The sequence below is a fragment of the Nocardia heshunensis genome, assembly GCF_054782115.1.
Genome location: NZ_BAAGTC010000002.1, coordinates 803854 through 824106 on the forward strand (window position 1 = coordinate 803854; position 20253 = coordinate 824106).

Annotated in this window: 17 protein-coding genes; 13 read left to right on the top strand and 4 right to left on the bottom strand. The window is 66.5% G+C overall.

Annotation, left to right across the window (positions count from 1 at the left end; genetic code table 11):
• Positions 1–27: 27 nt before the first annotated feature.
• The 6 genes from ACYVN4_RS03855 (at position 28) to ACYVN4_RS03880 (ending at position 7141) form a co-directional block, all read left to right on the top strand.
• Positions 28–1437 carry a nucleobase:cation symporter-2 family protein gene (locus ACYVN4_RS03855; protein WP_460717807.1) on the top strand — a complete coding sequence of 470 codons (1410 nt, stop codon included), beginning with the start codon at positions 28–30 and terminating at the stop codon, positions 1435–1437.
• 153 nt (positions 1438–1590) lie between these two features.
• Positions 1591–2412 carry a hydroxypyruvate isomerase family protein gene (locus ACYVN4_RS03860; protein WP_460717808.1) on the top strand — a complete coding sequence of 274 codons (822 nt, stop codon included), beginning with the start codon at positions 1591–1593 and terminating at the stop codon, positions 2410–2412.
• A gap of 38 nt (positions 2413–2450) precedes the next feature.
• A complete protein-coding gene (locus ACYVN4_RS03865) occupies positions 2451–3341 on the top strand; it encodes a 2-hydroxy-3-oxopropionate reductase (RefSeq protein WP_460717809.1) in 891 nt (296 codons plus the stop codon).
• 5 nt (positions 3342–3346) lie between these two features.
• Complete coding sequence (gene gcl, locus ACYVN4_RS03870) at positions 3347–5125, top strand: glyoxylate carboligase (RefSeq protein WP_460717810.1); 1779 nt, start codon at positions 3347–3349, stop codon at positions 5123–5125.
• Positions 5126–5138: 13 nt separating this feature from the next.
• On the top strand, positions 5139–6287 hold the full coding sequence (locus tag ACYVN4_RS03875; protein WP_460717811.1) for a glycerate kinase: 1149 nt from the start codon (positions 5139–5141) through the stop codon (positions 6285–6287).
• Positions 6284–7141: a fumarylacetoacetate hydrolase family protein gene (locus ACYVN4_RS03880; RefSeq protein WP_460717812.1), complete on the top strand. Its 858-nt coding sequence runs from the start codon at positions 6284–6286 to the stop codon at positions 7139–7141. Before ACYVN4_RS03875 ends, ACYVN4_RS03880 begins: the two co-directional genes overlap by 4 nt.
• 105 nt (positions 7142–7246) lie before the next feature.
• Here ACYVN4_RS03880 and ACYVN4_RS03885 read toward each other — a convergent pair whose 3' ends face one another.
• The 3 genes from ACYVN4_RS03885 to ACYVN4_RS03895 form a co-directional block, all read right to left on the bottom strand.
• Positions 7247–8038 carry a VOC family protein gene (locus tag ACYVN4_RS03885; protein ID WP_460717813.1) on the bottom strand — a complete coding sequence of 264 codons (792 nt, stop codon included), beginning with the start codon at positions 8036–8038 and terminating at the stop codon, positions 7247–7249.
• A 62-nt stretch (positions 8039–8100) separates the two neighbouring features.
• Positions 8101–9531, bottom strand: coding sequence for an alpha/beta hydrolase family protein (locus tag ACYVN4_RS03890; RefSeq protein WP_460717814.1), 1431 nt, complete (start codon positions 9529–9531; stop codon positions 8101–8103).
• A gap of 1 nt (position 9532) precedes the next feature.
• Positions 9533–10108: a helix-turn-helix domain-containing protein gene (locus tag ACYVN4_RS03895; RefSeq protein WP_460717815.1), complete on the bottom strand. Its 576-nt coding sequence runs from the start codon at positions 10106–10108 to the stop codon at positions 9533–9535.
• 134 nt (positions 10109–10242) lie between these two features.
• Between ACYVN4_RS03895 and ACYVN4_RS03900 the strand changes: the two genes are divergently transcribed.
• The 6 genes from ACYVN4_RS03900 to ACYVN4_RS03925 all read left to right on the top strand — a co-directional run bounded on the left by ACYVN4_RS03900 (position 10243) and on the right by ACYVN4_RS03925 (position 17012).
• Complete coding sequence (locus ACYVN4_RS03900; protein ID WP_460717816.1) at positions 10243–11949, top strand: HNH endonuclease signature motif containing protein; 1707 nt, start codon at positions 10243–10245, stop codon at positions 11947–11949.
• A gap of 298 nt (positions 11950–12247) precedes the next feature.
• Positions 12248–13597 carry an MFS transporter gene (locus tag ACYVN4_RS03905; RefSeq protein WP_460717817.1) on the top strand — a complete coding sequence of 450 codons (1350 nt, stop codon included), beginning with the start codon at positions 12248–12250 and terminating at the stop codon, positions 13595–13597.
• 77 nt (positions 13598–13674) lie between these two features.
• Positions 13675–14367, top strand: coding sequence for a VC0807 family protein (locus ACYVN4_RS03910; RefSeq protein ID WP_460717818.1), 693 nt, complete (start codon positions 13675–13677; stop codon positions 14365–14367).
• Complete coding sequence (locus tag ACYVN4_RS03915) at positions 14360–15019, top strand: TMEM175 family protein (RefSeq protein ID WP_460717819.1); 660 nt, start codon at positions 14360–14362, stop codon at positions 15017–15019. The genes ACYVN4_RS03910 and ACYVN4_RS03915 overlap by 8 nt, the downstream gene beginning before the upstream one ends.
• A 47-nt stretch (positions 15020–15066) precedes the next feature.
• On the top strand, positions 15067–15558 hold the full coding sequence (locus ACYVN4_RS03920) for a VOC family protein (protein ID WP_460717820.1): 492 nt from the start codon (positions 15067–15069) through the stop codon (positions 15556–15558).
• Positions 15555–17012 carry an FAD-binding protein gene (locus ACYVN4_RS03925; protein ID WP_460717821.1) on the top strand — a complete coding sequence of 486 codons (1458 nt, stop codon included), beginning with the start codon at positions 15555–15557 and terminating at the stop codon, positions 17010–17012. The genes ACYVN4_RS03920 and ACYVN4_RS03925 overlap by 4 nt, the downstream gene beginning before the upstream one ends.
• Here ACYVN4_RS03925 and ACYVN4_RS03930 read toward each other — a convergent pair.
• Positions 16988–18142 (bottom strand): DUF4132 domain-containing protein, encoded by a 1155-nt coding sequence (locus ACYVN4_RS03930; protein WP_460717822.1) that lies wholly within the window; start codon positions 18140–18142, stop codon positions 16988–16990. The genes ACYVN4_RS03925 and ACYVN4_RS03930 overlap by 25 nt on opposite strands.
• A gap of 15 nt (positions 18143–18157) precedes the next feature.
• Between ACYVN4_RS03930 and ACYVN4_RS03935 the strand changes: the two genes are divergently transcribed.
• Complete coding sequence (locus tag ACYVN4_RS03935) at positions 18158–20251, top strand: prolyl oligopeptidase family serine peptidase (RefSeq protein ID WP_460717823.1); 2094 nt, start codon at positions 18158–18160, stop codon at positions 20249–20251.
• Positions 20252–20253 lie beyond the last annotated feature (2 nt).

The following is a 20253-nucleotide window of genomic DNA, read 5'->3' on the forward strand; positions in this document are numbered from 1 at the left end:
TTAGCTGAGTTAGTAGGAGGTGCGGCGATGGGCGATGACCATAGCCGCGTGCAAGTGACCGTCACTCGTCCAGAGGATCAGCGTTATTCGCTCTGGCAGTCACTGGTCTACGGAACTCAGCACATCCTGACGATGTACGGCGGTGTGATCGCACCGCCGCTCATCGTGGGAGGTGCGGCCGGACTCTCGGCGTCGGACATGGCACTGCTGGTGACAGCGGGCCTGTTCGTCTCCGGCTTGGCGACACTGCTCCAAACGCTCGGCATCGGGCCGGTCGGCTCCAGATTGCCGATCGTGCAGGGCATCTCGTTCATCAGCGTCTCGACGATGGTCACCATCGCCAGTGAGGGCGGTCTTCGGCCGGTCTTCGGCGCGATCATCGTCGCGGGCGTGATCGGCCTCGTCCTGTCCAGCTTCTTCGCGAAACTGGTCCGGTTCTTCCCCTCCGTGGTGACGGGAACGATCATCACGGTGATCGGACTCTCGTTGTTGCCCACCGCATTCCAGTGGGCGATGGGCAACAATGCCAAGGCCGCGGGCTACGGCTCGATGGGCAATATCGGCTTCGCGGGCCTGACCCTGGTCATCATCCTGGTGATCAGCCGCCTGTTCCAGGGCGCGATCTCACGGCTGTCGATCCTCATCGGCCTGGGGATCGGCACGGGCATCGCAGCGCTGTGCGGCCGTACCGACTTCTCCGGGGTCGGTCAGGCGAAAATCATTGCGCTGCCGCCGATCCTGCACTTCGGCAGTCCGACCTTCCAGGTCGGGGCGATCGTGTCGATGACCGTCGTGATCCTGGTGATCATGGTGGAAACCACCGCCGACGTGCTCGCGATCAGCGAGATCGTCGGTACCGAAGCCGATTCCAAGCGGGTGGCGGCCGGTCTGCGGGCCGACATGCTGTCCTCGACCGCGGCTCCGTTGTTCGGCAGCTTCCCGTGCAGCGCCTTCGCGCAGAACGTGGGGCTGGTCGCGCTCACCGGCATCAAGAGCCGATTCGTGGTCGCGACAGGCGGTGTCGTGCTGGCACTGCTGGGCCTGTTCCCCATCGTGGGGGCCGTGGTGGCCGGGATTCCGTATCCCGTCCTCGGCGGCGCGGGCATCGTGTTGTTCGGTTCGGTGGCGGCGAGCGGCATTCGCACGCTGGCGCGGGTCGACTTCACCGACAATCTGAATATGGTCCTGGTGGCCGTGTCCGTCGGGGTGGGTGTGATTCCCATTGCCGCACCGACATTTTGGGACAAGTTTCCGACCTCGGTCGGGGTGGTCATGCACTCCGGCATCTCGGCGACAGCCATCGCGGCGATCGTGTTGAACGTGGCGTTCAACGAGATCAAGCGTGGAAACAAGCCCGGCGCTTCGGTGTTCGCGGCGGCCGACGACGCGAAGGACGAACTGGGCGATCGTCTCGAGGACGACATCCGCCCCTCGTAGGTCCGCACAGTACTGGCTAGTAGCTCCCGGGACTCCTTGACGGGATTGTTCTGGGAGCATTAGCATTTTCATATCCCAGAAAAACATTTCCGCATTGCGGAAAATAGGGCAGAAGCTCGAAAGACGCTCTGCGGAAACGACTGGAGGGATTCCATGACTCACTCGCTCAACTACGCGGTCAACTGCTCGCTGCTGTTCACCGAGCTGCCGATCCTGGAGCGCGCCGCCGCTTCCAAGGCAGCGGGTTTCGACGCCATCGAGTTCTGGTGGCCGTTCGCCGAGGCCGTCCCGGCCGACAAGGACGTGGACGCGTTCGTGGCGTCCGTGCAGGACGCGGGCGTGCAGCTGATCGGGCTCAACTTCTTCGCCGGTGACATGCCGGGTGGCGACCGCGGCCTGGTGTCGTGGCCCGCGCGCGCCGCGGAGTTCAAGGACAACATCGACGTGACCGTCGGCATCGGTGAGCGCCTGGGCATCAAGGCTTTCAATGCCCTCTACGGCAACCGCGTGGACGACTCCACCCCGGAGGCCCAGGACGAGCTGGCCGTCGAGAACCTCTCCGCCGCCGCCGTGGCCGCCGCCCGCATCGGCGCGACCATCCTGGTGGAGCCGGTCTCCGGCGCTCCCCGCTACCCGCTGCTGACCGCCGCCGACTGCCTCGGCGTCATCGACAAGGTGCAGGCGCACTCCGGTGTATCGAACATCGGCCTGCTCGCTGACCTCTACCACCTCGCCGTGAACGGCGACGACGTGGACAAGGTCATCGCCGAGCACACCGCCCGCATCGCGCACGTGCAGATCGCCGACAACCCGGGCCGCAACGAGCCGGGCACCGGCTCGCTCCCGATCGACGAGCAGCTGACCGCCCTCGAGGCCAACGGCTACCGCGGTTTCGCCGCCCTCGAGTACAAGCCGTCCGGCGCCACCCTCGACAGCTTCGCGTGGCTGGCCAAGGATCGCCGGGCCGCGAAGTAGACCAAAAACTTAGACACACAACGACTTAGGAAAAAACAATGACCAATATCGCTTTCATCGGCCTCGGCATCATGGGCAGCCCGATGGCCGTGCACCTGCAGAACGCGGGCAACACGGTCAAGGGCTTCGACCTGAACCCGTCCAACGCGCAGAAGCTGGTCGACGCGGGCGGCCGCGCCGTCACCTCGATCGCCGACGCCGTGCGTGGCGCGGACGTCATCGCCGTGATGGTTCCGGACTCCCCGCACGTACAGGCCGTACTCGCCGGTGAGAAGGGCGTTTTCGAGACCGCCGAGCCCGGCGCGCTGATCATCGACTTCTCGTCCATCCGCCCGGATGTCACCCAGGATCTGGCCAAGCAGGCCGCCGAGCGTGGCTTCCGCCTGATCGACGCCCCGGTCTCCGGCGGCGAGCCGGGTGCGGTCAACGCCACCCTGTCGATCATGGTCGGTGGTTCGGCCGAGGACTTCGCCACCGCGAAGCCGTTCCTGGACACCGTCGGCAAGACCGTCGTGCACGTGGGCACCAATGGTGCGGGCCAGACCGTGAAGTCGGCCAACCAGCTCATCGTGGCCACCAACATCCAGGCGCTCGCGGAGGCCGTGGTCTTCCTCGAGGCCTACGGCGTCGACCTGGGCCCGGCCCTCGACGTGCTCGGTGGCGGCCTCGCCGGTTCGGCCGTGCTGAACCAGAAGCGCGACAAGATGGCCAACCGCGAGTTCGCCCCGGGCTTCCGGATCGACCTGCACCACAAGGACATGGGCATCTTCACCACCGCCGCCCGTGAGGCCGGACTGGTGACCCCCGCCGGCTCGCTGATCGCGCAGCTGGTTGCCTCGGCCCGCGCCAACGGCGACGGCCACCTGGACCACTCTGCACTGCTGCGCGGCGTCGAGCGCCTGAGCGGCAAGCTGGACAAGGAGAACTGACAACTATGGCACGCATGCGTACCGTCGACGCGGCGGTCCTGATCCTGGAAAAGGAAGGGGCCACACAGGCTTTCGGCCTGCCCGGCGCCGCGATCAACCCGTTCTACTCCGCCATGAAGAAGCACGGTGGCATCAAGCACGTGCTGGCCCGCCACGTCGAGGCCGCTTCGCACATGGCCGAGGGCTTCACCCGGGCCCAGCCCGGCAACATCGGCGTCTGCATCGGCACCTCGGGCCCCGCGGGCACCGACATGGTGACCGGTCTGTATGCCGCGGCTGCGGACTCGATTCCGATCCTGTGCATCACCGGCCAGGCTCCGGTGGCGAAGCTGCACAAGGAGGACTTCCAGGCCGTCGACATCGCGTCCATCGCGAAGCCGCTGGCCAAGTGGGCGCACACCGTGCTGGAGCCCGCGCAGGTCCCCGGCGCGTTCCAGAAGGCGTTCTGGCTGATGCGCGAAGGCCGTCCGGGCCCGGTGCTGCTGGACCTGCCGATCGACGTGCAGCTCGCCGAGATCGAGTTCGACATCGAGACCTACGAGCCGCTGCCGGTGCTGCGCCCCGCCGCCACCCCGGCGCAGGCCGCCAAGGTGCTGGCGATGCTGAACGAGGCCAAGCGTCCGCTGATCATCGCGGGCGGCGGCATCATCAACGCCGACGCCTCCGAACTGCTGGTGAAGTTCGCCGAGCTGACCGGTGTTCCGGTCGTCCCGACCCTGATGGGCTGGGGCACCATTGCCGACGATCACGAGCTGAACGCGGGCATGGTCGGTCTGCAGACCTCCCACATCTACGGCAACGAGTCGCTGCTGGCCGCGGACTTCGTGCTGGGCATCGGTAACCGGTGGGCCAACCGCCACACCGGCGCGCTGGATGTGTACACCAAGGACCGCAAGTTCGTGCACGTCGACATCGAGCCGACCCAGATCGGCCGCGTGTTCGCGCCCGACTACGGCGTCGTGTCCGATGCCGGTGCCGCGCTGGAGGCGTTCATCGCCGTCGCCGAGTCGCTGGACAAGGTCGGCTCGCTGAGCGACCACAGCCAGTGGGTCAAGGAGGTGCGTGCCAAGCGCGCCACCGGACAGCGCAAGACCCACTTCGACAACGTGCCGCTGAAGCCGGCGCGTGTGTACGAAGAGATGAACAAGGCGTTCGGCCCGGAAACCCGCTACGTGACCACCATCGGTCTGTCGCAGATCCAGGCGTCGCAGATGCTGCACGTGTACAAGCCGCGGCACTGGATCAACGCCGGTCAGGCCGGGCCGCTGGGCTGGACCCTGCCCGCCGCCCTGGGTGTGGCCACCGCCGTCAAGGACGAGCCCGTCGTGGCGCTGTCCGGTGACTACGACTTCCAGTTCCTGATCGAGGAATTGGCCGTCGGCGCGCAGTTCAACATCCCGTACATCCATGTGCTGGTGAACAACTCGTACCTGGGCCTGATCCGTCAGGCGCAGCGGGCGTTCGAGATGGACTACTACGTCCAGCTGGACTTCGAGAACATCAACTCGCCCGAGGTCAACGGCTACGGCGTGGACCACGTGAAGGTGGCAGAGGGCCTGGGCTGCAAGGCGATTCGCGTCTTCAACCCGGAGGACATCGGTCCGGCCTTCGAGAAGGCCAAGTCGCTGATGGCCGAGTACAAGGTGCCGGTCGTGGTCGAGTGCATTCTCGAGCGCGTCACCAACGTGTCCATGGGTGGCGCCGGGATCGACGCGATCACGGAGTTCGAGGAGCTGGCCTCCGTGTTCGCCGACGCCCCGACCGCAACCGTTCCGCTGGACTAAAAGGATTCCATTCATGGCTCGTGTGCTGATCGCCTCCGACAAATTCAAGGGCTCGCTGACCGCGGTGCAGGTCGGGGCTGCCGTGCGAGCCGGAATCCGGCGGGCACGTCCCGACGCCCAGGTGTCGGTCGTGCCCGTGGCGGATGGCGGTGACGGAACCGTCGCCGCCGCCCTCGCTGCCGGTTTCGACGCGGTTCCCTTGACCGCGTCGGGGCCGACGGGAGAACCGGTGCTGACCGCCTACGCCCGCCGAGAGGATCTCGCGGTCGTCGAGATGGCGGACGTGTCGGGCCTGGTGCGGCTGCCGGACGGCCTGCTGCGACCGATGACCGCCACCAGCCGGGGAACCGGCGAGGTGATCGCGTCGGCGGTCGCGGCGGGATGCCGCCGCATCGTGCTCGGCATCGGCGGCAGCGCCGGAACCGACGGTGGCGCAGGCATGTTGGAAGCGCTCGGCGCTCGCCTGCTGGACGCGGACGGGTATCCCGTCGGCGACGGCGGAGCGGCTCTCACCCGGGTGCACAGCATCGACCTGACCGCCCTGCGGGAGCGGATGGACGGCGTCGAGGTCATCGTGGCCTGCGATGTCGACAATCCGCTCACCGGTCCTTACGGGGCCGCTGCGGTTTACGGACCGCAGAAGGGCGCCGATCCGGCCCAGGTGGCCGAGCTGGATGCCGCTCTCGGGCAGTGGGCGCAGCGTCTGGCCGCGGAACTCGGGTCGGATCGGCGTGAGACGGCGGGCGCCGGCGCCGCGGGGGGTGTCGGATTCGCCGCGCTCGCGGTGCTGGGCGCCACCCTGCGGCCGGGCATCGAATTGATGCTGGAGCTGGTCGGTTTCGAGTCGCAGCTGGCCGGGGTGGATCTGGTGATCACCGGTGAGGGCAAGCTCGACGAGCAGACCCTGCACGGCAAGGCCCCGGCGGGCGTCGCTGCCGCGGCGGGTGCCGCGGGTGTGCCGGTGGTCGCGGTCTGCGGCCGCAACACCCTGTCCGAAGAGCGTTTGCACGGCGCGGGATTCGCGGCCGCGTATTCGCTCATCGAGATCGAGCCGGACGAGGCGCGCTGCCTGACCGCCGGAGCGATGTTGTTGCAGCAGCTCGGTTTTCGAGTTGCCGAAGACTATCTGCTGGTCGCCGAGCAGGCGGGAGGCGTTTCGTGAAACTGTTGCGAGTAGGCGCGAAGGGCTCCGAAAAGCCTGCCGCGCTAGATGATTCGGGTGTGCTGCGGGATCTGTCGGCGCTCGCCTCCGATATCGACGGTGCACTGCTGGGTGATCCCGCCGCGCTGGCGGCGATCACGCGGGCGCTGGCGTCCGGTGCGCTGCCGGAGCTGGAGCACACCGAGCGCATCGGCGCGCCGATTGCGCGGCCGGGCAAGGTGATCGGGGTCGGTCTCAACTACACCGATCACGCCGCTGCCATCGGCGCGGCCATCCCCGAACGACCGGTGGTGTTCCTCAAGCCGGGCACCACGGTGTCCGGGCCGTACGACGCCATCGAGATTCCGCGCGGCAGCCGCGCCACCGATCACGAGGTGGAGCTGGGTGTGGTGCTCGGGCAGCGACTGCGCGACTGCACCGATCCCGCCACCGCGCTGGGGGCGGTCGGCGGGTACGTCACCGCCAACGACGTCACCGAGCGCAATGGCATTGCAGGCGAACCGACCTGGGTGAAGGGCAAGTCCTACGACACTTTCACGCCGATCGGGCCGTGGCTGGTCACGCCGGACGAGGTCGACTCGCCGCAGTCGCTGTCGCTGCAACTGTGGGTGAACGGTGAACGGCGGCAGTCGGGTTCGACCGGGGACATGGTTTCCGGGGTCGGTGAACTGCTGGTGTACCTGAGCTCGCTGATGACGCTGGAACCCGGCGATCTGGTGCTGACCGGCACGCCTGCGGGCGTCGCCGTCAGCCGGCCGGAGCCGAAACCCTATCTGCGCGACGGCGATGTCATCGTCGTGGAGGTCGCGGGGCTGGGACGGCAACAGACATTGGCCACCGGCATGCGCGGGTGAGGATTCCCGAGACGGCGTGGTAGGCGCAGCTGGGGTGCCGGGTACGTCGCCGCGGGAGTATTCGAACGGCCCGGTCGCTGTGGAGACCGGGCCGTTCGTCCTGTGTCAGGACTTATTGCCGCCCAGGCTGAATCGCACGCCATTGGGATCGGCCACAGCGGCCATGCGGCCGTAGGGCGTGTCCTCCGCGGCGGCGATAATGCTGCCGCCCAGCTCGAGCACCTTGGCCACGCTGGCATCCACATCCTCGACACCGAAGTAGACGGTCCAGTAACCGGGCACACCCGGCGGCAGGAAGTTGGTCGAGTCCATCACGCCGCCCAGCATGGGGGTGGTGGAATGGATGGTGGTGTAGCGGAATTCGGGGGCATCGGAGATCGTGAACGGGTCCTGCCAGCCGTAGACCTCGCGGTAGAACTTCAACGCGTCGTCGTAGCTGCGGGTGTGCAGTTCGAACCAGGACGGGGCGCCGACGTGATCCTCCCAGTGCCCGCCGCCGACGGTGCCGCGCTGTTCGAAACCGGTCATGGTGCCGGACTCCCAGACACCGATGCCGACACCGCCGTTGTCGCCGAAGACCGCGAACTTGCCGAGATCGCCGACGGCCATCGGCGGGACCACGACCATGCCGCCGGACGCGGTCACCGCCTGCGCGGTCTTTTCAGCGTCGGTGCTGGCCAGGTAGATGGTCCACTGGTTGGGGCCGCCGTTGCCGTCGTTGACCATGCCGCCCGCCACGGCCTTGCCGTCCTTGCGGAAGGTGATGTAGTTGCCGAACTCCGGCGCGATATCGGCGGTCCAGCCGAACAACTCGCCGTAGAAGGCGATCGCGCCGTCGGTGTCGGTGGTGAACAGGTCGGTCCAGATCGGGTCGCCCGGCCGCACTGGGTAGGACATGTGTACTCCTCGGATCGGTGTCTTTCGGTCCCGGGAATGCAGACGGGGCGCGGCCCGGGAACTCATCGCACGAGCAGGGACCAGTTCAGGGCCCAGGCCAACCATACGAAGCCGGTACAGGCCAGGGCGGTAATGGCGAACCGGTGGGTTGCGGACAATTCGGCTCGGTGACGGATCGCGGTGACGGTGGTGACGGCCAGCAGGGCCACGGTCGCCGCGGCCAGTAGTTGCAGGGCGAGCCAGGGGAGGGGGCGGTGCAGGACGGTGGGGCCGAGCGAGTGCGCGCCGGTCGCGTAGATGGAAAGAAGATAGAGCACCGTGGCGAGAGTGGTGAGCAATCCGGTCGCGGCCAGCCAGCGGGGGGCTCGGCGGGCCCGCTGTGCGGTGCGTATTCCCTTGTTCGCGAACGAGATTCCCAGGTATCCGATGAAGGCTGCGACGATCAGTCCGAGAACGGCTGCCTGCAGGGCGGGGGAGGACCAGCGGTCTCGGCTCGGATCGTGGCTGTTCGTGGCCTGCGCCGGAGACGGGTCCGCCGAGGAGGCGGGTGGGGTTCCGGCGGCGACCTGACGCAGCCAGGAGCTCATGGTGTCGAGGTAGCCGGGGGCGAAATCGCCTGGCGGGATGGGGGATTCGTAGATTGGGCCGACGCGGTCGAAGCCGTTGGTGGTGGCGCGACCATTGTGCGAGCCGTCCAGGAATCTGATGGTCACGCTGGGATCCGCGGCCAGCGCCTCCCGCAGTACCGCCGCGCTCTCCGCCGGTGGTTCCTGCACATCCAGGCGTCCCCACAGTCCGAGGATGGGAATTCGCAGACGGTGCAGGGCGGGTAGTGGGTCGAAATCGGCGGCGGGGAACAGGCCGGCGGCATCGATGAGGCGAGCGGCCGGGCCGGATACGGTGGTGGCGAGGGGGCCGGAATCACCGTGATGGCGTAGTTGATTCGTCAGATTCCAGGTCTGGGTTCGTAGCGGGGTGAAGCCGGACGCGCCGAGGGTGATCAGGAATGCGACATCGGTCGAGCGTGCTGCGGCGAGGGGAGTCACCCAGCCGCCTTCGCTGAAACCCCACAGGCCGATCTGATTCGGTCGCACGCCGGGTGTTTCGCGGAGGACTCGGACGGCGGCGAGGGCATCGTCGGCCAGCAGGCCGAGGTCACGGTGGGTGAATGAGTAGCCGTCGGTGCGTTTGTCGTAGACGAGGGTGGTGATGCCCATCGCGGCGAAGGCTTCCGCCTCGCGTCGGTACTCCTGGCGGGGACCCGGGCCGGATCCGCCGACCAGGACGATGCCGGGAGTGTCGGAAGATGTTGTGGTGGCGTTGAATACGGTGCCGTGCAGGGTGAGGCCGTTGCCTCCGGTGAAGGTGACATCGTGTGAACCCGGGTCTGGTGTGGCCGACGCGGGGGACGCCGACATCGGTAGCAGAGCGAGAAGGATGACCAATAGGGAGAAGGGGAGTAGTGCCCGTCCGGCTCCGGCCTGGATCGACATCTCACATCTCCGGAAAGCTGAACATGCGTAGCAGGACGGCTTTTCGATCGTCGCCCGCCTCGTCCGCGCTCTTCTCATCCGTGCTCGCGCCGTAGCGTTTGACCAGCGCGATGTACTCCTCGAAGAACTCTTCGAACCGGGCCCGGTCGACGCGGATCGTGGACCGGGAGTAGGTGAAAGCATCTGCCCACGAGCCCATTTCGTCGGCATGTCGCTCGAAGTCCTCGTACATCTCCACGAGCTCGGCCAGATGCTGCCGTGCGATCTCCGCACTGGCCGTGCGCATTTCCTCGCTCTGGCCGCTGTACCTCGGAAACCTGCGATCCCGTGGCACCGCCCGCCACCACCGCTCCTTGCCGCTGGAGAGCTCGGGGACTTCCTCGACGAACCCGTACTTGGCCAACTGCCGCAGGTGATAGCTGGTCAGCCCGGTGTTCTCCCCGAGTTCCCGAGCCAGGCTGGTCGCATTGACCGGGCCGGCTCGCAGATGCTCCTCGATCCGCCGCCGCAAGGGATGTGCGAGCAGGCGTAGAACTGCCACGTCGGTGATGAACTCAGGTTCCGGCTGATCGGGCATATTTCAACGATAGCGATGCAAAGACTGTTTGCAAAGAGGCTTTGTATCTGAGATGCATTGTTAGCCAATGATTTACAGGCGTGTCCGTCTGATCATGCTGTCGTGTCGAGTTGTTCGAAACTATGATCGAATGTATGACTGATATCGCAGATGAGATGGCCATCGCGCGCGCGGTTGTCGCTCAGCTGCGTGACGTGCACTCGCAGATTGCTGCGCTGCAAGCCGAAGAGATCGCGCTGATGACAGCGCTCTACCACCTGCGCCGTGAACAGCAGCTCGACCTCGGGGTCAGCAACCTCAACGCCGGAGAAGACACCGCCACCGAAATCGGTATCGCGCTGAAGGTTTCGCAAGGCACCGCCGATGGGCTCATCGGGTTGGGCCTGGATCTGGAGAACCGCTGCACCGCCACCCGCGAAGCCTTCGCCGCGGGCCGCATCGACCTGGCTCAAACCCGTGCGATCACCAAGTCGCTGTCCAACGCCTCCGATGAGCTGCTCGCCGAGCTGGAGCCTTCCCTCGCTGCATACGCGGAAAAGGCCGAGCCGCAGCGTATCCGACGCACCGCCCGCCGCCGCCTGCTCGAAGCCGACCCCGCGGGTCAGGCGGCGCGCCGCAAGGCCGCCGAGGCCGACCGCTACGTCTCCATCACCGCCCACGACGACGGCACCGCCCTGCTCGACGGGGTCCTGCCCGCCGCCGGAGGCCAAACCCTCTACGAGCGCCTGCGCGAAATGGCGTCGACCCAGTGCTGCGGCAAGGACCCGCGCACCGTCGCCCAACGCCGCGCCGACGCCCTGGTCGCCCTCGCCGACGGCACCGGCCGTCTGATCTGCCAGTGCAACTCGGCCGAGTGCCCGCGCGCCGTCGTCGGTGAAGTCCCGGTCCCTCGCAAAGCCCTTGTCCAGGTAGGCGTCTCGGCCGAAACCCTGGCCGGTCTGCAAGACAACCCGGCCCTCCTGTCCGGCCTCGGCGCGATCGACCCCGCCCTGGCCCGCCAGATCGCCCGCCACGCCCGCTTCGAAATCATCACCGACACCCACCCCGCGACCACCAGCGGCCACCCCACCCCTAGCACTGCGACCGCCGTTGTTGCGGAAACCGGCTCCGCCGCCCCGACTGCTGCCACCACCCCAACCGTCGCCACCACCACTCCCTCGACCGCCACTCCCATTGCGGCAGCCCCTATCGCCATCAGCGCGACCACCAGCATTACGGCCGCCCCCAGCGTTGCGACCGCCGCTGGTGCGGAAACCGGCTTCGCCGCGGCAGGCACCACGCCCCGGCCCGCCCTCACCCGCCAGGCTGAAAACACCGACAGCACCAGTGAATTGCGCTACCGGCCCGGCGCTCGCACCGCACGGCAAGCTCGCGCTATCGACGGGATCTGCCGGGCGCCCGGCTGTCACATTCCGGCCGCTGCCAGCGATCTCGACCACCAAGACCGGTTCGACCACGCCAATCCGCAGGCCGGGGGTCACACCACCGAGGACAACCTCGGGGCACGCTGCCGTCGTCATCATCGGCTCAAGACACTTGCCGACAACCACACCAACGGGTGGGAGGTCCGCCACCACCCCGGCCGCGTGGTCGAATGGCGCACGCCCACCGGGGAATCGGTCACCACCGAGCCCGAAGGCAGCCAATACCTTTTCCCGACCACCGTCGTCCCGCCGGTCACCGCGGCCGGGGTGCCGGATGCGGAGCCGACGGGGTCGATCTTCGATCCGGGTGTCGCGGTCAACATCATGACCGAGTTGGTGCAGGTCTACACCACCCCGGCACAACGTCGCCAGCATGCACGCGCCCGCGCTTCGCGGCGGGCTGGGATCAACATGTGATTCGGCGGCTCGAGGTCAGGTAACTCGGGGGGAAGGCTACTTGCGTGACTGTGCTGCAACGGGATTGCGTCTCGGTGGGATGTACCGGAAGTGTGGTTGCGTCGCCTGCCCTACCGCACTTGAGCTGACGCGACCTCGGGAGCCGTGACCTCGCCTACCGGCGCACGGACTGCACGGATCACCTTTCAGAGACAAAACACGAAACGCGCTGTGGGTGGGGTTGGGTTTGGGGGTTGGCGGGTAGGTTTTTGGGGTTACTGAACTGTTGCTGAGTGGTTGTCCTAGTTTTGGAGGCTGCGTGAGTTCGGTTATTGATGATGCGGCGTTTACTTCGTTTCATAAGCGGTTGGCTGTGGCTTGTTCGGGTGGGCCGTTGTTGGATGGGTACATCCTGAGCATTGTGGGGACTGCGCTTATCGGGATGACCGCTGAGTTGGATTTGAGTACCGGGCAGATTCAGTTGATCGGGGCTTCGGCGCTGGTGGGGATGTTTGTGGGCGGGGCCTTGTTTGGGGTGTTGACGGACAAGGTGGGGCGGGAGGTTATGTATACGGCGGACTTGGTTGTTATGGGGGCCTGTTCGATTGCTTCGTTTTGGGCTGAATCGCTCTGGCTCATTGTGATTTTGCGGTTCGTTCTGGGGATGGCGGTGGCGGCGGACTATCCGATTGCTACGTCATTGCTTGGTGAGTGGTTGCCGGTGAAGCAGCGGGGGAAGTTGCTGGGGTTTCAGATTGTGGCTTGGTATGCGGGGTCGGTGTTGGCGTATGTGGTGGGGTATTTGCTGTTGACGTTCGGGGGGAACGGGAGTTGGCGATGGCAGTTGGCCAGTGGGGCGGTTCTCTGTGCGTTCTTCCTGGTGATTCGGCAGAGCACTGCACCGGAGTCGCCGCGGTGGTTGGCCCAGCATGGGAAGGCGGATCGGGCCGCCGAGATGATTCAGAAGTACTTGCATGTGCGGGTGGATCCGGCGTCGCTGGTGGAGTCGGATGAGCCGGTGCCGCATGGGTCGTTGCGGGAGTTGTTTCGGCCCGCCTATCGGAAGCGGACGTTGTTCTGTAGTGGGTTCTTTCTGTGCCAGGTGGCGGTGCTGTTCGCCATGCTGACGTTCGGGCCGCAGATTCTGGCGTCGTTCGGGATGCCTGCGGGGACGTGGATGGACACGCTCGGGACGGCGTTGATCAGCTTGGTGTTCCTGATCGGCTGTCTGCCTGCGATGCGGTTGATCGATACGGTCGGGCGTCGGCCGACGATCGTCTGGTGCTTCGGGCTGATGATCATTCCGGTGCTGTTCATCGGGGTCTGGCCTGCCATGCCGGCGGTGCTGGGCTTCGCCATGTTGTGCCTGTACGCGTTCTTCTGCGGTGGGCCGAACGTGCTGGACTGGACTTATCCGAATGAGTTGTTCCCCACCCACATTCGTGCCACGGCGGTCGGGTTCGCCACCTCGATCAGCCGGGTGGGGGCGGCGTTGGGGACGTATCTGCTGCCCTGGTCGCTTGATCATCTCGGGATGGGGCCGACTTTTCTCTTCGCGGCGGCGGTGACGGCCGTGGGCTTCCTGATCTGTGTGTGGGGTGCGCCGGAGACGAAGGGGCATCGGCTGGAATCGGCTGCGACGGTGACAACTGTCATGGCCGAGAGGTGATGGTTGGCAGATTTGGCGAGGTCCGCGCGTCCGTAGCGTCATTCCTGTAGCGATCAAACGATTACAGGAGTTCCGAAATGGCTGATCACACTCTCGCTGTGAACGCGCCGCAGGGGGCGGAGACTCGTCCGAATCTGTTGCGCATGTTGGCTCCGACCATCCGCGATATCGCGGTGCCGCTGGCCGCGTACTACGGGCTGCATGCGGCGGGGTATTCCGATTTTTCCGCGCTGCTGGCGGGTGCGGTGATCTCGGGGGTCATGGTGGTTGTCGAGGTGGTTCGGGCTCGGCGGGTGGATGCCATGTCGGCGCTCATCCTGGCGGGGTTCGTGTTCGGGATCGCCAGTTCAATGATCAGTGGTGACGCTCGCATGATGATCGTGCGAGATTCGCTGACCACGGGGGTTATCGGTATTGCGTTCGCGGTCAGCGCTCTGGTCGGCAAGCCGCTGACGTATGTGGCTGCGCGGAAGGCGTATTCGGGGTCGCCGCAGAAGCTGGCCGAGATGCAGTACAAGTTCGACAACATCCCCATGGTGCGGCGGACGCACAATCGGATCGCGGCCATGTGGGGTGTGGGGATGATCGGTGAGTCGGCGCTGCGGGTGGTGCTCGCCTACCAGTTGCCCATTCACACGATGGCCTGGCTGTCGAGTGTGTTGATGATCGGCGTGACCACGGTTTTGATGGTGATCACGGTGCGAACCATCAAGCGGGTCAGGCGATCTGAGGCTCAGTTGGAAGCGGGCTACGCTTCGGTGCATGAGTGAGGGTTCGGTTCCGCGCAGCACCTTGACCGGAACGGCTCGGGTCGAAGCGTTCAGCGACGGGGTGATGGCAATCGCCATCACCCTGTTGATTTTGAATATCCAAGTGCCGCCCCATCAACCGGGGCGGCTTTTGCCGGAGCTGTGGCATATCTGGCCGGTGTATCTGGCCTATCTGGCGTCGTTCATGACCATCGGTGTGGTGTGGATGAATCACCACACCTTCTTCGGGCGGTTGCGCAGCATCGATCATGTGTTGCGGTGGTGGAATCTCATGCTGCTGCTGGGGGTTTCGCTGGTGCCGTTTCCGACGATCGTGGTCGCGGACAATCTGGTGCACGGGACGCAGCGGGATGCGACGGTCGCGGTGGCGTTGTACGGGATCGTGGGGGTGATCATGACGATCCCGTGGGCTCCCATGTGGCGGCAGCTCGAGAAGCGGCCGGAGATGTTGAAGGCGGGGCTGGGGGCGGATTACGCACGGCGGGAGCGGTGGCGGGCTTGGCCGGGGATTCTCGTCTACGCGGTCACCATCGGGATCGGATTCTTGTCTCCGCTGGCGGCGTTGGTGCTGTATCTGCTGGTCTCGACCTTCTACGGGCTGAGCAACAAGGGGTGGACGTCGCCGACCGATCCGGATCCGGACGAAGAGTAGCCCTTGCGTATTTAAGCGATTGTGATTAACTCGGCCGGGTGGACACCATGAGCGCGGCCAACGGGCCCGTCACGCAGATCGCCTGGGTTGTCGAGGACATCGAGGCGGGGGAGAAGTTCCTCGGGCCGCTCCTCGGGGCTCGCAAGTGGATGCGGATGCCGGAGGTGCGGTTCGGGCCGGAGACCACCCGGTACCGGGGTGCGGCCGCGGACTTTACCGCGCATATCTCGCTGTCGTATGCCGGGGACATGCAGCTCGAGCTCATTCAGCCGGTGGCCGGGGAGTCCATCTACACCGAATTCCTCGAGCGTGGAGGCGCGGGGCTGCATCACATCTGCCTCGAACCCGCCGACTTCGATGCCGCGTTGAAAGATGCTGCGGCACAGGGGATCGACGTGGTGCAGCAGGGGGATATGGGCGGGCAGATGCGGTTCGCCTACCTGGACGGGGCCGCTTCGGGTGTGCCGTTCATCGAACTCGCGGAGATCGGGCCGAATATGCGGCTGTTCTTCGAGCAGATCAAGAAGGATGCGCAGTGAGCACAGAGATACCGGAAACCCTTGCCGCTGAATCGGTTACCGCCTGGTCCGATGAGGTCGACGTGGTTGTCGTCGGATTCGGGATCGCGGGTGGTTGTGCGGCGGTCGAGGCGGCCGCGCGTGGGGCGCGCGTGCTGGTGTTGGAACGGGCCGGGGTCGCGGGTGGGACCACGGCGCTGGCTGGCGGGCACTTCTATCTCGGTGGCGGGACCGCGGTGCAGGAGGCGACCGGACACCAGGATTCGGCCGAGGAGATGTACAAGTACCTGCTCTCGGTGTCGCGGGATCCCGAACCGGAGAAGATTCGCGCCTACTGCGACGGCAGTGTCGAGCACTTCGACTGGCTCGAGAGCCTCGGGTTCGAATTCGAGCGCAGCTACTACCCGGAGAAGGCCGTCATCCAGCCGGGCACCCAGGGGCTGATGTACACGGGGAACGAAAAGGTCTGGCCCTACCGGGATCAGGCGACACCCGCGCCGCGCGGGCACAAGGTGCCGGTGCCGGGGGATACCCAGGGCGCGGCCATGATCATCGAACTGCTGGTGAAGCGGGCCGCGGCGCTGGGGGTCGAGGTGCGGTACGAGACAGGGGTGACGCAGTTGATCACCGATGCCGACGGTGCGGTGGCCGGGGTGGGGTGGAAGAACCTCGGGAATACCGGTGCGGTGCGGGCGAAGTCGGTGGTGCTGGCCGCGGGCGGGTTCGTGATGAACTCGGGCATGGTGGCCGAGCATGTGCCGTGGCTGACCGAGAAGCCGTTCGTGCTCGGCACGCCGTTCGATGACGGGCTCGGGATTCGGCTCGGGGTTTCCGCGGGGGCGGCTACTCGCATGATGGATCAGGCGTTCGTGACCGCGCCGGTGTATCCGCCGTCGAAGCTGCTGACCGGAATCGTGGTGAACCGCAAGGGAGAACGGTTCGTCGCCGAGGACTCGTATCACGCGCGGACGTCCGCCTTCGTGCTCGATCAGCCGGGGGCGGTGGCGTATCTGATCGTGGATTCCGAGCATATGGAACGGCCGATGTTCCCGCTGGCGCCGTTCATCGACGGGTGGGAGACCGTCGAGGAGATGGCTGCCGCGCTCGGAATTCCTTATGACGCACTGCGATCCACGCTCGACGGGTACAACGAGAACGCGGCGCGCGGCGAGGATCCGGAATTCCACAAGGCGAGTGAGTGGCTCGAGCCGCAGGATCGCGGGCCGTGGGCGGCGTTCGATCTGACGCTGGGCAAGGCGCTCTACGCGGGGTTCACGCTGGGCGGTCTGCGCACCTCAGCCGACGGGGAAGTGCTGCGGGACAACGGATCACCGATTCCGGGGCTGTATGCGGCCGGTGCCACGGCATCGACGCTGGCCCAGGACGGCAAGGGCTACTCCAGCGGCACCCAGCTCGGGTCCGGGTCGTTCTTCGGCCGCCGGGCCGGGCGTCACGCGGCCAATCGCTCCAGCTGACGGATCAACTCCGAGGCGGTGACGGGGTCCAGGACTCCGAACGAGCCGCCTCGGAGTTCCACCGACACGATGGTCTGCAGCTCGGGCTCGTAGCGGTAGCCGCCTTCGATCCCGGGGGTGAGGCTGACCAGCAGCTCACGAGTCGGGCCGAATCGGCGCGATAGCTTGTCCTGCCCGATCTCCCATCCGAGTTCTTGCAGGGCGAAGACGCGATCCGTGCGGATCTGGCGATCGATGAAGCGGGACAGGCGATTCGACTCGGCCTCGTCCGGGGTCAGGGTGTAGACGCGGCGGTCGAGCTGCTCGAAAGGCTGGCGGAATCTGTTGTCGGCGAGGGTGTTCCGCCATGCCGGGAGCGAATCTCCGAGATGGATGGGGTGAGCCACGCCGAGTAGCGCGTCTGCCGGTAGTTCGACACGGGTGCCCGTCGCGTCCCGGAGGGTGTAGTCGGCGTCGATCCGGAAGGTGCCGGTCGCGGTGCCGTGGCGATCGAAGCTGGCCCAGACCAGCCATCTCGCCAACTGGCTCAGCGCCGGATCTTCGAGGACCAAGCGGCGATGTGCCGCTGCCCGCCAGCGCCGCCCGTCCACCATGGCGGCCTCGAAACGCCGGATCTGGTCGGTGGTCACGGATTTCGCGTCCGTTCGGGGTGGCTCGGCGTCGGTCGGCGTGGCCAGGCGGGTCTGTAACCGCCGGGTCAGGACATCGGCGTCCCTCGGGCTCTCTTCATTCGCTGCGACCAGGCGCAACCACGCCGTCATCCGGCCTGTCCGTGGGTCCGGACCTTCCACCTGGATCCCTCGGCGGGCTACTGCGACGGCGGTCGCGAACGCGTGCCCGTGCTCGACCATCCAGCTGTCGATGAACCGGTCGATGAACTCCCGCTCGCGCTGTGGACCGGTCCGATACGCGATAGCCGCGTGCTGAGCGATGGCGAAGGCGACCGCCGCGCCTTCCGGGGTACAGGGACCTTCGGGCGTGGCGACGTATTGCGCTGCGGCGTCGGCGAGTTCGTTCAAATCGTCCAGGCGTGCGGCCGCCAGCACGGTGGCCACGGTGTCGCGGTGGCGCCGCAGCAGCCTGCGCACCGCCGCGGTGGCGTGCGGGTCGGCCCAGCGCTCCTCGCTCATGGCTACGATCATGCCGTGCGCAAGATCGGGATGCGGGCCGCCGTGCTGGGATTCGCGGCGCTGCTGCTGGCCGCGTGCGGTGGGTCGACGGCCGCGAGCGATCCGTATCAGTGGCTCGAGGAGCTCAGCAGTCCGCGGGTGGATGCGTGGGTGGCGGCGGAGAACGCCAAGACGCTCGGGGTGTTGGAGCAGGATCCGTGGTATGCGGAGAATTTCGCGCAGGCCAAGGCGTTGGCGAATGCGGCGGATCGGCTGCCGGTGCCGGAGTTCCATCACGGGATGATCGGGAACTTTTGGCAGGACGCCGACCATCAGCGGGGGATCTGGCGGGAGACGACGGTCGCGGATTACGAATCGCCGCAGCCGAACTGGCGGACGGTGCTGGATCTGGACGCGCTGGCCCGGGACGAGGGCAAGAACTGGGTGTGGAAGGGGATGACCTGCGATCCGGTGACGCGCGAGCGGTGCCTGGTGCAGCTGTCGGAGGGCGGCGAGGACGCGGTCACCGTGCGGGAATTCGATATGGGGACCGGCAGGCTCGTGGACGGCGGGTTCAGGCTGGAGCGCGGCAAGCAGAACGTCACCTGGGTCGATACGGACACGCTGCTGGTGTCACGGGAGTGGCAGCCGGGGGAGAAGACGGCGTCCGGGTATCCGTACGTGTTGAAGCGGTTGCGGCGCGGGCAGAGTCTGGACCAGGCGGTCGAGGTCGCTCGCGGCCAGCAGAGCGATGGCCTGGCCACCGCCGCCGTGCTGCTCGACGGAGGCGACGGCAAGCGGCTGAATCTGGTTGTGCGGCGGCCGTCGTTCTACGAGGCGCAGGTGAGTCTGGTCGACGGGACGCGGGTCGCGCTGCCCGCCAAGTCCGAGTTGCAGGGGATGGTGGGGAATCGGGTTCTGGTCGCGCTGCAACAGGATTGGACGACCGGCGGGGCCACCTTCCGGTCGGGGTCGCTGGTTTCGCTGGATGCGGATCAGCTGACCGCGCACCCGGATGCGTTGCAGGCCACGCTCGTTTACGAACCCGGGCCGCAGGAGACCTTGCAGGGCGTCATGACGACGCGCGGTCATGTGCTGGTCACGTCGCTCTACGACGTGAAGGGGCGGGCCACCATCTACACCCCGCAGCCGACCGGTTGGACCTCCGCACCGATTACGTTGCCGGACAACGCCACCGTCTCCGGTATCGACGCCGATTCGCAGGGCGAGACGGCGTATCTCTCGGTCACCTCCATGCTGACCCCGACAACCTTCTGGCGTGTCGACGCCGCCACCGGGGCGCTGGCGCAGGTCAAAACCGCAGTGGCACGGTTCGATTCCTCGCACCTGACGATGGAGCAGTTGAAGGCCACCTCGGCTGACGGCACCCAGGTGCCCTACTTCATCGTGCATCCGGCGAACCTGGCCTACGACGGCAGCACACCGACGATCCTGTGGGGTTACGGCGGTTTCGCGACCTCGTCCACGCCCGGCTACAACGGGCAACTCGGCAAGACCTGGCTGGAACGCGGCGGGGCGTACGTCATCGCGAACATCCGGGGCGGCGGCGAGTACGGTCCGGCCTGGCACGATGCGGCGCTGAAGACGCACCGGCAGAAGGCCTATGACGATTTCGCGGCGGTCGCGAACGATCTCATCGCGCGCAAGATCACTTCGCCGCGGCGGCTGGGAATTCAGGGCGGCTCCAACGGCGGGTTGCTCATGGGTGTCGAGTTCACCCAGCATCCGGAGCTGTTCAGTGCCGTGGACATTCAGGTACCGCTGCTGGACATGCTGCGCTACGAGCAGATCGCGGCGGGCGCGTCGTGGGTGGGTGAATACGGCTCGGTGTCCAATCCGGACGAGCGGGCCTTCCTGGCATCAATTTCGCCCTATGCCCAACTGAAGCCGGGCGTGAAATATCCCGCGCCGCTGGTGTGGACCACGACCAAGGACGATCGCGTCGGGCCACAGCACGCCCGCAAGTTCGCCGCCCGGCTGGCCGAATTCGGCGATCCCTACCTGTTCTACGAGGCCACCCAGGGTGGCCACGGCGGCGGGGCGAACAACGACGAGAAGGCGCACACCAGCGCCCTCGAATACACCTACTTCATGCGACAGCTCATGTAACC